The following is a 13,143-nucleotide window of genomic DNA, read 5'->3' as shown; positions in this document are numbered from 1 at the left end:
GCCGCGCGGAGTGCGGCCTGAGCCGGATCGCCGTCGCGACGTCCGGATAGGCCTCCGCCAGAAGCGCGCCCGAGGCGGCGGAGAAAACCGTGATCTCGGCGCAGGCGGCGAGGAAACCGCCCCAGGCCCGCCGCCACTCGGCCAGCGGGACGGCGCGGCCCTGCGGGCGGCGCGCGGCATGGGCCGGATCTTCGCAATCGGCGCCCGAAACGCCGCGGAAGCGGCCGTCCGACCCGAGCAGGCAATAGGAGGGCGAGATCGGGAAATAGTCGTGCAGTCGCGCCTCGAGCCTGTCGCGGTCGCTCCGGCGGAGGGAGAGGAGAACCGCGGGAAGGCCCGCCGGATCGCGGTCTCCGACGCCGCAGGAATAGACGATCCGGAGCGCGGGCACCGGCGCGAGGAGCGCGCGGACGACCTCGGCGTCCTCCATGTCGCCGGCAAGCACGCCCTCGGCCCGATGCACCTCGAGCCGGAAGCGCGCCGGGCCGCCGACCCGGAGCACGAGGGCCTGCCCGCCCGCAGCGAGGCGGTCCCGGATCTCCTCGGCCAGCGCGGCCTCCGCCCCGCCGCCCATCGCGTGACCGAGATGGAGCGGCAGCGGCCCCTCCGAGGCGAGGCCCGCCGCCGCGACGGCCAGCGCCATTCGCGGCGCGCGCAGCGGATCGGTCGCGTAGAAGGCCTGTACCTGGGCGTCGTAGCGGGGATGGCGCCGCGCGATCAGCGCGTTGGCCAGTCGGACGCGCCCCGCCTTCTCGGCGCCGAAGCTGGCGCCGCCGCGATGCTCGACGAAGAGGGAGGGCAGGCCGACGTGGCGCCCGCCGATCCGGCGCACCTTCTGGCACCAGTCGACCTCCTCGCCGTAGCCGCGGCCGAAGGCCGGGTCGAGCCGGGGAACGCAGTCGAGCCAGCGCCGCGAGAGCGCCATGCAGAAGCCGACGCCGGTCGGCGCCTCGGGATGCGGGCCGGGCGCCGCCAGCGTCCGGGCCACGGCGTCGAGACGGTCGGCGAGGCCCGGCGGCAACGCGACCGGCACCCCGGGCAGGGGGGCGCCGAAGATCTCGGCATCGTTGGAGAAGGGCGTGACCGAGGCGACGCGCGGATCGCCGAGCGGGGCGAGAAGACGCTCCGCCCACCCCCCGGGCACCAGCGCGTCGGAGTTGAGGAGGACGACAGGCCCTTCCCGCCGCTCGGCCACGTCGAGGGCGCAGTTGACGGCGCCGACGAAACCGAGGTTCCGCTCGAGCGTCAGGAGCGTCGCACGCCCCTTCCGGGCTTCGGCCCAGTCCGCGAGGAACGGGCGCACGCGCGGGTCGCGGGAGGCGTCGTCCACGAGCACGATGTGCCAGTCGCCGCGGGTGTGCCGCGCCACCCGGTCGAGCGCCTCGCGCAGGATGTCGAAGGCGTCATGGACCGGCATCACGATGGTGAAGGCGCCGGGATCGACCGGGTGCGATGGCCCGGCAACCCGGGTCCAGCGCGCATCGAGCCGGGGCACGGGCGGCGCCGTATCGAGGCCGAGGGCGCGCTTGACCGTCGCGCGGCTCGCGGCATCGGGCCTGAGCGCGTAGCGGAAGAGGGCCGGCCCCGCGCGGGCGAGATCACGAAGGAAGGCCCGGAGGATGCGCCGGCGCGCGGCGGGCGCCAGTGTGTCGTCGGGATGGGGAACCGCGCAGACCCGCCTGCGCCCCGAGGGCAGCGTCACCTCGAGCGTGAGCGGCCGCGCGTCCCGCGGCAGGACGAGCTCGAACCCCGTCCTCCCGTCGCCGCCGCGGCGCCGCGCCACGTCGGGGCGGGGCCGGTCGGGGGTGGCGTGGCGCGCGCCGCCGGGCCAGCGGACGCGGATCTCGGGCGCGAGCGCCCATCCGGCGAGCGCGATCCCCTCGCCCGTCAGGACCACCCGCTCCACCCGGCCGAGGCGGCGGAGGCCCCGCCGCGGCAGACCCACGGCGCAGGCGATCCCGGCATGATGGGAGGCGTAGCGAAGAAATAGCGCGCGCAGTCTGTTCACGAACACCCAGGACCTCCCGCAGCGCCCTGAGGCCGCCGCGCCGGAAGGGCGCGCGCCTCAGAGCAGGGACTTCAGGTATTCGCCATAGGCGTTCTTGGTGAACAAACCGATACGATCCTCGAGCTGCTGCGCCGTGATCCAGCCCTTCGCGTAGGCGATCTCGTCGGGCGAGCCTGTCTGCATCCCCTGCCGCTCGGTCAGGGTGCGCACGAAGTTCCCCGCGTCGAGAAGGCTGCCGTGGGTGCCGGTGTCGAGCCAGGCGAAGCCGCGGCCCATCTTCTGCACGTCGAGCGACCCGTCCACGAGGTAGCTCTCGAGAAGCGAGGTGATCTCCAGTTCGCCGCGCGCCGAGGGGCGCACCCGCGCCGCACGCTCGGGCGCGCTGCCGTCGAGGAAGTAGAGCCCGGTGACGGCGTAGGGCGAGGGCGGGACGGCGGGCTTCTCGATGATGCCGCGCACCTCGCCGCGCGGGCCGAAATCGACCACGCCGTAGCGCTCGGGGTCGGCCACGCGGTAGCCGAAGACGGTGCCCCCGGCGGTCGAGCGGTCCGCGGCGGCGAGCAGCTCGGGCAGGCCGTGGCCGAAGAAGATGTTGTCGCCGAGCACCATGGCCGAGGGCGCGCCCGCGAGAAAGTCGCGCGCGAGGAGATAGGCCTGCGCCAGCCCGTCCGGCGAGGGCTGCACGATATAGGTGAAGCTGAGGCCCCACTGGCTGCCGTCGCCGAGGGTGCGCATGAACTGCACCCGGTCCTCGGGCGTGGTGATGACCGCGATCTCGCGGATGCCCGCCAGCATCAGGACGCTGATCGGGTAGTAGATCATCGGCTTGTCGTAGATCGGCAGGAGCTGCTTGGAGAGGCCCATCGTGATCGGATAGAGCCGCGTGCCAGAGCCGCCGGCCAGGATGATGCCCTTGCGCTGTGTCATGTCGCGTCGCCTCGCGGGGATAGGTCGGAAAGGATCCGGGCAAGCCCCGCGCGCCAGTCGGGGCGCGGGATGCCGAAGACGGCCTCGGTGGCCGAGCAGTCGAGCCGGGAGTTGAGCGGGCGCGGCGCGGGCAGTGGATACTCGGTCGTCGGGATCTCCTCGACCGGCACGTCGAGGCCGGCGGTCTCGAAGATGGCCTTGGCGAAGCCCGCCCAGGACGTGTCGGGCGCGCCCGCGAAATGGTAGGTGCCGGAGGTCGCCGGATCGCGCGCCAGCGTCGCGGCGATCGTCATGCAGGCCGCCGCGATGTCGCGCGCGGGCGTCGGCCCGCCGATCTGGTCGTTCACGACGCGTAGCCCGCCGCGCTCGGGTCCGACGCGGAGCATCGTCTTCACGAAGTTCGCGCCATGCGCCGAGACCACCCAGGAGGTGCGGAGGATGGCATGGACCCCACCCGCCGCGCGCACGCCCTCCTCCCCCGCCAGCTTCGAGCGGCCGTAGGCGCCGAGCGGTGCGGTCGGGGCATCCGGCGCTCGCGGCGCGTCGCCCGATCCGTCGAAGACGTAGTCGGTGGAGATGTGGACGAAGGGGATGCCGAGATCCGCGCAGGCCCGCGCCATGGCGGTCGGGGCCGCCCCGTTGATCGTGGTGGCCAGTTCCTCCTCCATCTCCGCCTTGTCGACGGAAGTGTAGGCGGCGGCGTTGATGACGGCGTCCGGCGCGTGGGCCCGGATCGCCTCGGCGCAGGCACCGGGATCGGCGAGATCCGCCTCCGCCCGGCCGAGCGCGGTCACGCCCGCATGGCCGCGAAGCTCGGTGGCGACCTGGCCGGTCGAGCCGAAGACGAGGACGCGCATCGGGCCTACCCCGCCTTGCCGAGGCGTTGGCCCACGCCCTTGCGGGCCTGGAGCGCGCGCCACCAGTCCTCGTTGGCGAGGTACCAGTCGACGGTCCGCGCAAGCCCCTCCTCCACGGTGACGGAGGGGCTCCAGCCGAGCTCGTCGCGGATGCGGCTCGCGTCGATGGCATAGCGCAGGTCGTGGCCGGGCCGGTCCTCGACGAAGGTGATCAGCCGGTCATGCGGCGCGGCGTCGGGCCGCCGCTCGTCCAGCAGCGCGCAGATCGTGCGCACGAGGTCGATGTTCCGCCGCTCGTTGTTGCCGCCGATGTTGTAGCTCCGCCCGATCTCGCCCTTCTCGACGACGAGGAGGAGCGCGTCGGCGTGGTCCTCGACATAGAGCCAGTCGCGCACGTTCTCGCCCTTGCCGTAGACCGGGATGGGCCTGCCCGCGAGCGCGTTCAGGATCACCACCGGGATCAGCTTCTCGGGGAAGTGGAAGGGCCCGTAGTTGTTCGAGCAGTTCGTCAGCACCGTGGGCAGGCCGTAGGTCTCGTGCCAGGCCCGCACGAGATGGTCGGAGGCCGCCTTCGACGCCGAATAGGGGGAGTTCGGGGCATAGGGCGTCTCCTCGGTGAAGAGGCCCGTCTCGCCCAGCGTGCCGAAGACCTCGTCCGTGGAGATGTGGTGGAAGCGGAAGCCCTCGGGCTTGCCGGCCTTCGTCCACCAGGCCCGCGCGGCCTCGAGCAGGGTGTAGGTGCCGGTGACGTTCGTGTCGATGAAGGTGCCCGGCCCGTCGATGGAGCGGTCCACATGGCTCTCGGCGGCGAGGTGCATGATCGCGTCGGGCGCATGGGCGGCGAGGATGCGGTCCATCGCCTCGCGGTCGCGGATGTCCGCGTGCTCGAAGGCATAGAGCGGGCTCTGCGCTACCTCCGCCACGTTGTCGAGGCAGGCGGCATAGGTCAGCGCGTCGACGTTGACGACCACATGGCCGCGCGCCACGGCGAGGCGGACGACCGCCGAACCGATGAACCCCGCGCCGCCGGTGACCAGCAGTTTCATGCCGGGACCTCCTCGTAGGTGAAGGGGCTCTCGAGATCGGCGAGGAGGCCCGCCGCCGCGTCCTTCTCGGACAGGATGGGCTCGAGCCCGCCGAGGCCCCAGTCTATCCCGAGGCCCGGATCGTCGTAGCGCAGCGCGCCCTCGGTCGCCGGCGCGTAGTAGTCCGAACACTTGTAGACGATCTCGGTATCCGGTTCGCGCGTGGCGAACCCGTGGGCGAAGCCCGCCGGGATCATGAGCTGCCGGCCGTTCTCGAAGCTCAGGTCCACGCCGAACCAGCGCCCGTAGGTCGGCGAGCCGCGCCGTATGTCCACCGCCACGTCGAAGAGCCGCCCGCGCCCGCAGCGCACGAGCTTGGCCTGGGCATGGGGCGGCGCCTGGAAATGCAGGCCCCGGACGGTGCCGGGACGCTCCGAGATCGAGTGGTTGTCCTGCACGAAGTCCACGTCGATCCCGTGCTCGGCCAGCCGCGCCCGGTTCCAGGTCTCCGAGAAGAAGCCGCGGGCATCGCCGTAGCGGGCGGGCGTCAGGACGAGAAGCCCGGGAATGCCGGTCTGTTCAACATGCATCGGAAGAAACGTCCGCTCCGGGGCTCGAAATGGCTAAGGTCACAGGGTCCGCGGGACCATGACACGCACATGCATAGGCCACAAGGCAGGGCCGTGGCATGTTCGCGGCAATTCCGGAGCGGGACCGCCCCGGGCGGCTTCAGGCCGCGATCCAGTCGAAGAAGCCCTCGCCTGCCCGCTTGCGCAGGTCGCGCGCCATCTCGGCGCCGAGCTTCGCGCCGTCCTCGACGGGCGCGCTCCGGTCGTCGTTCAGAACCTCCGAGCCGTCGGGGCGCAGGATCTCGCCGCGCATGCGCAGCGTGCCGCCGTCGAGCTCCGCCAGCCCCGCGATGGGCGTCTCGCAGGACCCGTCGAGCCCCGCGAGGAAGGCGCGCTCGGCTGCGAGGCGCTGGCCCGTCGGTCCGTGGTGGATCGCCTCGAGCATCTCGGCCGCGCGCAAGTCGTCGCCCCGCCGCTCGATCCCGATGGCGCCCTGCGCCACGGCGGGCAGCACGTCCTCGACCGCGATCGCCGACTTCACCACGTCCGTCATGCCGAGGCGTCGCAGCCCCGCCATGGCGAGGAAGGTCGCGTCGGCCACGCCGTCGCCGAGCTTCTTCATCCGCGTCTGCACGTTGCCGCGGAACTCGACCACCGCGAGATCGGGCCGCCGCGCCTTGAGCTGCGCCCGCCGCCTGAGCGAGGACGAACCGACGCGCGCGCCCGTGGGCAGGTCCGCGAGGCTGTCGTGATGGAGCGAGACGAAGGCGTCGCGCACGTCCTCGCGCGGGAGGTAGCAATCCAGGACGAGGCCACCCGGCTGAAGCACCGGCATGTCCTTCATCGAGTGGACCGCGATGTCGATGCCGCCCGCCAGCATGGCCTCCTCGATCTCCTTGGTGAACAGACCCTTGCCGCCCAGCGTCTTCAGCGCCACGTCCGCGTCGATCAGGCTGCGATCGTCGCCCGTGGTCTTGATCACCACGATCTCGAAGGCCGCCTCCGGCAGGTCGAAGGCGGCCATCAGGCGCGCGCGCGTCTCGTGCGCCTGCGCGAGCGCAAGCGGCGAGCCGCGGGTTCCGATGCGAAGGGGCTTGGCGGGGGTCGGAAGATCGGTCGTCATGTCACCTCTGTATACCTGTCAACTTTGCTTGACAATCGCCCTCGGGTTGACAGACTCGGCCGCGCGCACAATTCCTGTCGCGCAAACGACCGAAGGACAATTCCCATGTTTGACGCGCCCCGGGCCGCCCGTAAGAAACTGCTGCGCTCGCTGGCGGGCGAGGCGATGGAGGTCCCGCCGGTCTGGCTGATGCGGCAGGCGGGGCGCTACCTGCCGGAATACCGCGCGACGCGCTCGCAGGCGGGCGACTTCCTGTCGCTCTGCTACAATTCGGACCTCGCGGCCGAGGTGACGCTCCAGCCGATCCGCCGCTACGGCTTCGACGCCGCGATCCTCTTCGCCGACATCCTGCTCATCCCCGACGCGCTCGGCGCGGACCTCTGGTTCGTCACCGGCGAGGGGCCGCGCCTGTCCACGATCACCGGGCCCGAGGGGCTGGCGAAGCTCAAGGGCAAGGACGACATCCACGACCACCTCGCCCCGGTCTACGAGACCGTGCGCATCCTGGCGCGCGACCTGCCGGAGGAGACGACGCTGATCGGCTTCGCCGGGGCGCCCTGGACGGTCGCGACCTACATGATCGCGGGCCGCGGCACGCCCGACCAGGGCCCGGCCCACAAGCTCCGGCAGGAGGACCCCGCGACCTTCGGCGCGCTGATCGATCTCCTGACCGAGGCCACGATCGAATACCTCGACATGCAGGTGAAAGCCGGCGCGGAGGTCGTGAAGATCTTCGACAGCTGGGCGGGCTCGCTCGAGGGCGAGGCGTTCCGCGCCTTCGCGCTGGAGCCCGCGAAGCGGATCACGGCCGAGCTGAAGCGCCGCCACCCCGGCCTGCCGGTCATCGCCTTCCCGCGCGAGGCGGGCGAGAACTACGTGGGCTTCGCCAAGGCGGTGGGCGCCGACGGGCTCGCCATCGACACGAAGGTCGATCCGGCCTGGGCGGCCGAGCATCTCCAGCCCGACAGCTGCGTCCAGGGCAACCTCGACCCGAAGCACATGGTCACGGGCGGCCAGGCGCTGGTGGACGAGACGCGCCGCATCGTCGACGCGCTGAAGCACGGGCCGCACATCTTCAATCTCGGCCACGGCATCACGCCCGAGGCGGACCCCGAGAACGTGCATCTCCTCCTGGAGACGATCCGCGGCTGACCCTGGGACAGCGCCGAAGTGCGTATTTGCAGAAAGATGAAAGGCAGGTTCCGCGAGACAGGGGGAGCCGGTCCGCACCGCGCCCGCCTCTTCATCTTTCCTGAAAATACGCACGGCGCGCGGGTCCGGCCGGGCGGGGCATCCGGCATGAGGGCATCCCCGTGAAGACGGTGGATGTCGCCGTGATCGGCCGCGGCCTCATGGGGACCGCCTGCGCGCGCCACCTCGCGGAGGCCGGGCATTCCGTGGCGCTGGTCGGACCCGACGAGCCCGCCGAGCCCGCGCGCTTCGGGGGGCCCTTCGCGAGCCATCACGACGCGGGACGTATCACGCGGATCATCGCGCATGACGCCGACTGGTCGCGCCTTTCGGCGCGGTCGATCGCGCGCTACCGCGATCTCGAGGCGCGGTCGGGCATCGGCTTCTACACGGCCTGCGGCGGCATGATGGCGGCGCCCTCGGAGGGGCCGGGCGCGGGGTTCGGCGACGCGTTCCTCTCGGTCGCCGCGGCGGAGGGGATTCCGCACGACCGGCTGGAGGGGGCGGCGCTGGCGGCCCGTTTCCCGATGTTCCGCTTCGCCGAGGGCACCCGCGCGGCCTGGGATCCGGCGGGCGGCTGGATCGACCCCCGCGCCATGCGCCGGGCGGAGGAGGCGCTGGCCATGGCGGCGGGCGCGGAGGTGATCCGGGAGGCGGCGGTTGCGCGGGCGGGCGGGTCCGTGACGCTCGGCTCCGGCGGAGCCGTCGCCGCGGGCCATGTCGTGGTGGCGACGGGCGGCTATGCGGGGATGGACGCCCTCCTCCCCTTCCGGCCGGCGCTGCTTGTCTACGCCCGCACCGTCGCCTTCGTGGAGGTGCGCGGGGACGAGGCCGCGGCGCTTTCGGGGATGCCGACGCTGATCTTCGTGCCCGAGGGGCAGGCGCACGACCTCTACCTCCTTCCGCCGATCCGCTACCCGGACGGGCGCTGGCTCCTGAAGATCGGCGGCGAGGTCGAAAGCCCGCGTCTGACCGATGCGGCGGGGATGACCGCCTGGTTCCGGGGCGCGGGGAGCGCGGAGGCGGGCCGGACCCTCCTCGGCCAGCTCGCGCGGCTGATGCCGGACCTGCCGATGGCACGCACCTCGACGGGCGCCTGCGCGGTCGCCTTCACGGCGACGGGCGCGCCCTATGTCGAGCGGCTGGACGAGACCCTGACGCTCGTGACCGGCGGCAACGGCGCCGGGGCGAAATGCGCCGACGAACTGGGGCGGCTCGGCGCGCTGGCGGCGACGGGGGCGGAGCTCGCCGGCGAGGGCTACGGCTGCGACTTCCGGACGGTCCGCGCGGTGGAGGCGGCCTGAGCGCCCCCTCTTCCGCCGCGTCCGGCTTGTCTGGCCCCCCGTCATGGCGTAGCACCGGCGGACGAAGAACGGCCACCGCGGGAGTTGCCTTGAGCGACCCATGTTCCAGCCGCCGCCGGGCGCGGTCGCGTCCCGATCCGTCGCGCCGGTCCCGATGACGGCGCGGCAGTCGCTCGACGCGCCGCGCCCCGGTGCGGGCACGGCGGCCGCGCAGGGCACGCTCCTGCGGCGCGTCTGGCGCGAGCATGTCCGGGGCCACGTTCCCGCGCTGCTGGTGGCCGTGGGCTTCATGACGATCGAGGGCGCGGCGCTCGGCGCCTTCGCCTGGCTGGTGCGCCCGCTCTTCGACGGGCTCTTCCAGGACGGCTCCTTCGACGGCGTGATCTGGGTCGGCGCGCTGATCGCCGGGCTCTTCGTGCTGCGCGCGGTGGCGAGCTTCACGCAGCGACTGATCGTGGTGTCGGTCGGCCTCAAGGTCACGACGCGGCTCCAGGCGATGCTGGTGCGCCACATGCTGGACCTCGACCTGCGCTTCTTCCAGGACAACGCGCCCGGCGCGCTGCTCGAGCGGGTGCGGGGCGACGCCACGGCGCTCCAGTCGCTCGCCACGACGGCCCTCATGTCGCTCGGGCGCGACTCGGTCACGCTGATCTCGCTTCTCGTGGTGATGCTGGCGACGGACTGGGTCTGGACGCTGACGGCGCTCATCGGCATCCCGCTCCTCGTGGTGCCGCTCTACCTGATCCACCGGCTGATCCGTGCGACCTCGCTCGACGCGAGGTCGGCGGCCGCGCGGCTCTCGACGCGGCTGGACGAGATCTTCCACGGCATGCAGACGATCAAGCTGAACCGGCTCGAGACGCACGAGGACAAGCGTTTCGAGCGCGAGCTGAAGCGGTTCCTGCGGCCCTCGCTCCGGGCGCAGGCGGGCCTCGCCGCGAACCCCGCCACGATGGACCTGATCGCCGCCATCGGCTTCATCGCGGTCCTGTGGTTCGGCGGCCAGCAGATCATCTCGGGCGAGAAGACCATCGGCGAGTTCATGTCCTTCTTCACCGCGCTCGGCCTGATGTTCGAGCCGCTCCGGCGGCTGTCGAACGTGGCGGGGCAGGTCCAGGCGAGCCTCGCCTCGGTCGAGCGGATCTACGCCGTCTTCGACGCGCAGCCGACGATCCCGCGGCCCGCCGCGCCGAAGCCGATGCCCTCGGGCGACATCCGCTTCGAGGAGGTGGAATTCGGCTACGGCGAGGCGCCGGTCCTGCGCGGGCTGTCCTTCACGGCGGAGGCGGGGCGGACGACGGCGCTGGTGGGTCCCTCGGGCGCGGGGAAAACCACCGTCTTCACGCTCCTCACCCGCCTCGGCGACGCGGAGGCTGGCGCGATCCGCGTGGGCGGCGTCCCGATCGGCGAGATCGGGCTGGAGGCGCTGCGCTCGGGCATCGCCGTCGTCAGCCAGGAAAGCGCGCTCTTCGACGAGACCATCGCCGCCAACATCCGGATGGGGCGCATGGACGCCACCGACGAGGAGGTGCGCGAGGCCGCGCGCAACGCCTCGGTCCTCGAATTCGCCGACGCCCTGCCCCTCGGCCTCGACACGCCCGTGGGCCCGCGCGGCTCGGCCCTCTCGGGCGGGCAGCGCCAGCGCGTCACCATCGCGCGCGCCATGCTGAAGGCCGCGCCCATCCTGCTTCTCGACGAACCGACCTCGGCGCTGGACTCGCGGTCCGAGCAACTGGTGCAGGAGGCGCTCGAGCGGCTGTCGAAGGGCCGGACGACGCTGGTGATCGCGCACAGGCTCTCGACGATCCGCGCCGCGGACAGGATCGTGGTCATGGAGGCGGGCCGCGTGGTCGAGGAGGGGCGGCACGAGGCACTGGTCGCGCTCGGCGGAGCCTATGCGAGGATGAACGCCTTGCAGGGGGCGGGCCCCTAGACGCACGGGACGGCGCCGTGTAACGGGCCCGGACGGCGATGGGAGACGATCGGACGTGGAGCGCTTGCGCCAGAGAGCACGCGGGGCCTGGTGGTGGCCCACCTACCGCTACTGGGTCGCGGACCATGCGCTCGTCCGTGCGGTGATCCCCAACTTTTACAAGGTCGACGACGATCTCTACCGCTCGAGCCATCCGGGTTTCCGCAGGCTGGAGAGGGCGAAGCGCCTCGGGGTCCGGTCGGTCCTGTCGCTGCGCGGCGACCCGGACGCCACGCCCAACGCGCGCGAACGCGAGGCCTGCGCACGGCTGGGGCTCGAGCTGCGCTTCATCCAGCTCAGGACGGTCAGGTTGCCCTCCGCGGAGGTCCTGCTCGAGCTGCTCGGCCACTACCGCGACATGCCGAAGCCGATGCTGGTGCATTGCAAGTCGGGGGCGGACCGCACCGGCCTCGCCGTCACGCTCTACCGCCACGTGATCCGGGGCGAGCCGCTGGAGAAGGCCCGGCGCAGCCTGCACTGGAGCTATGGGCATCTGGGCATCGGCAAGGCAGGGCTCGTCCACCGGATGCTCGACGCCTACGGCCGGGATTACGACGCGACCGGCATCCCCTTCGAGCGCTGGGTGCGCGAGGTCTACGACCCCGAGGCGCTAGCCCGTGAGGCGACTGGATAGGCGTCAGCGCGCGCCGTCGAGCAGGCTGCGATAGACCCGGATGATGGCCTCGGCCTCGTCCTCGATCCGGAAGCCGCCGAGGACATGGTCGCGCGCCTGGCGCGCCGCCTCCGCGAGGCCCGCCGGATCGTCGAGCAGCTGCGCGCAGGCCTCCGCCATGGCAGCGGCATCGCCGGGCGGAACCAGCGCGCCGGTGCGGCCGTCCGCGACCAGTTCGGGAAAGGCGCCGACCGTGGTGGCGACGACGGGAACGCCGCAGGACATCGCCTCGAGCGGGGTGAGGCCGAACCCCTCCCACCGCTGCGGCGCGACGAAGAGGTCGAGGACACGGTAGCGCTCGGCCATGGCGTCCACCGGAACCTCGGGCAGGAAGAGGAGCCGGTTGGACAGGCCTGCCGCCGCGACCTTCGCACGGAGCTCCTCGAGAAACGCTTCGTGCTTCGCCGTCGCGCGCCCCATGACGAGGGCCGCCATCCCCGGCCGCTCGGGCAGGAGGCGCAGCATCGCGTCCACGAACACGTCGGTACCCTTCTGTGCGCGGATGCGGCCGTAGCAGCCGACGAGGAGACCGTCGGGCGGCAAGCCGAGGGACTGGCGTAGGGCGCGCCGCTCCTCACCCTCCGCCGGGCGGAAGCGCGTCGTGTCGATGCCGTGCAGGATCACCGTTGCGGGCCGCTCGAGATACTCCGCCGTGCGCCCGGACGTGGCGATCACGGCGTCCATCCGGCGGATCAGGGACCGCGTGAGCCAGGTGTGCTTGCGCTGCGAGGCGGAGGTGAAGACGAGCTTCAGGCGCTTGCGCAGGATGTGCCGGGCGAGGAGACCGCCGATCATCTCGGTGTTGCGGCGCGCGTGCCAGACGCGGGGCAGGCCGCCCGGACGGCACCGGGGGAGGCGGAGGAGGCCCCCGAGCCCGAGGTTCGGAAAGCCCTGCGGCAGGCCGGGGCCGAGGGTCGCCAGCGGAACGCGGCCCGCCTGGATGGGCACGAGGCGCACGATGGTCGCCGTGACGCCCGAGAGCCGCCGCTTGAAGTTCGGGACGATGACCTCGATCTCCGCGGCCGGCGGCATCGGGATCGCCCCGTGCGGCGCCTCCCCGGATCCAGTCGCCGCCGCGCGGTCCCGCTGTCCGGTCTCAACGCTCATCCCGAGGGGGTCTCGGCGAAGGCGACCTCGACCAGCGAGGCGCGGCCCGTGGCGAGGTCGAGCACCTGCCGCGGCAGGCGCCGCAACTCGAAGCCGCCCCGTTGCAGGGTGATGAGCCGCCGCCGCCAGCCCTTCGGCATTGCCGCCCGGTTGTGGGAGGCGGTGTCGCTGTCGTAGGCGTAACGGCGCTGCGTCGCCATGCCGGGCACGACGATCACGGGACGAAGGCCCTGCATCACCGGTGAAAGCGTGTCGTTGAAGAGGAAATGATCGACCGGCACGCGAATTCGCCCGCACCAGCCGAGCGCCAGTTCGGCCCCCTTCCGCGACAGGATGTAGGCCCCGCCGCCGACGTGGCGGGAATGCATCCGCCGGAGCGCGCGTCCC

12 protein-coding genes are annotated in these 13,143 nt (G+C 72.5%); 4 read left to right on the top strand and 8 right to left on the bottom strand.

The genetic code is table 11. The annotated features are described in order from the left end of the window. The 6 genes from ACTS11_RS05380 to hemC all read right to left on the bottom strand — a co-directional run. Positions 1-2,014 (bottom strand): glycosyltransferase family 2 protein (locus tag ACTS11_RS05380; protein ID WP_442639313.1); only part of this gene is annotated, 2,014 nt, incomplete at its 3' end. Between the two features lie 51 nt (positions 2,015-2,065). Next, a complete protein-coding gene (gene rfbA, locus ACTS11_RS05375; protein ID WP_442639312.1) occupies positions 2,066-2,935 on the bottom strand; it encodes a glucose-1-phosphate thymidylyltransferase RfbA in 870 nt (289 codons plus the stop codon). Then, the gene (gene rfbD / locus ACTS11_RS05370; RefSeq protein ID WP_442639311.1) at positions 2,932-3,792 is read right to left on the bottom strand and encodes a dTDP-4-dehydrorhamnose reductase; all 861 of its coding nucleotides are present in this window, start codon (positions 3,790-3,792) and stop codon (positions 2,932-2,934) included. The genes rfbA and rfbD overlap by 4 nt, the downstream gene beginning before the upstream one ends. Positions 3,793-3,797: 5 nt before the next feature. After that, positions 3,798-4,838, bottom strand: a complete 1,041-nt coding sequence (rfbB, locus tag ACTS11_RS05365; protein WP_442639310.1) for a dTDP-glucose 4,6-dehydratase — start codon at positions 4,836-4,838, stop codon at positions 3,798-3,800. Next, positions 4,835-5,407 (bottom strand): dTDP-4-dehydrorhamnose 3,5-epimerase, encoded by a 573-nt coding sequence (gene rfbC, locus ACTS11_RS05360; RefSeq protein WP_442639309.1) that lies wholly within the window; start codon positions 5,405-5,407, stop codon positions 4,835-4,837. The genes rfbB and rfbC overlap by 4 nt, the downstream gene beginning before the upstream one ends. A gap of 139 nt (positions 5,408-5,546) precedes the next feature. Beyond that, positions 5,547-6,509: a hydroxymethylbilane synthase gene (hemC, locus tag ACTS11_RS05355; protein ID WP_442639308.1), complete on the bottom strand. Its 963-nt coding sequence runs from the start codon at positions 6,507-6,509 to the stop codon at positions 5,547-5,549. A gap of 105 nt (positions 6,510-6,614) precedes the next feature. Between hemC and hemE the strand changes: the two genes are divergently transcribed. The 4 genes from hemE (at position 6,615) to ACTS11_RS05335 (ending at position 11,610) form a co-directional block, all read left to right on the top strand. Next, entirely contained in the window at positions 6,615-7,661 is a 1,047-nt protein-coding gene (gene hemE, locus ACTS11_RS05350; RefSeq protein ID WP_442639307.1) for a uroporphyrinogen decarboxylase, read from the top strand. A gap of 161 nt (positions 7,662-7,822) precedes the next feature. Then, positions 7,823-9,004 carry an NAD(P)/FAD-dependent oxidoreductase gene (locus ACTS11_RS05345; RefSeq protein ID WP_442639306.1) on the top strand — a complete coding sequence of 394 codons (1,182 nt, stop codon included), beginning with the start codon at positions 7,823-7,825 and terminating at the stop codon, positions 9,002-9,004. A 100-nt stretch (positions 9,005-9,104) separates the two neighbouring features. Beyond that, positions 9,105-10,937, top strand: a complete 1,833-nt coding sequence (locus tag ACTS11_RS05340) for an ABC transporter ATP-binding protein (RefSeq protein ID WP_442639305.1) — start codon at positions 9,105-9,107, stop codon at positions 10,935-10,937. A gap of 55 nt (positions 10,938-10,992) precedes the next feature. Then, positions 10,993-11,610, top strand: a complete 618-nt coding sequence (locus ACTS11_RS05335; protein WP_442639304.1) for a fused DSP-PTPase phosphatase/NAD kinase-like protein — start codon at positions 10,993-10,995, stop codon at positions 11,608-11,610. Positions 11,611-11,613: 3 nt separating this feature from the next. Here the strand turns inward: ACTS11_RS05335 and ACTS11_RS05330 are convergent, their stop codons facing one another. Further along, a complete protein-coding gene (locus tag ACTS11_RS05330) occupies positions 11,614-12,681 on the bottom strand; it encodes a glycosyltransferase family 4 protein (RefSeq protein ID WP_442639303.1) in 1,068 nt (355 codons plus the stop codon). Positions 12,682-12,752: 71 nt separating this feature from the next. After that, positions 12,753-13,143 (bottom strand): hypothetical protein (locus ACTS11_RS05325; RefSeq protein ID WP_442639302.1); only part of this gene is annotated, 391 nt, incomplete at its 5' end.

The organism is Roseicyclus sp., assembly GCF_052168335.1.
GTDB lineage: Bacteria > Pseudomonadota > Alphaproteobacteria > Rhodobacterales > Rhodobacteraceae > Roseibacterium.
The sequence above is the reverse complement of the archived record's forward strand: the minus strand, read 5'-3'. Positions and strand labels throughout refer to the sequence as shown.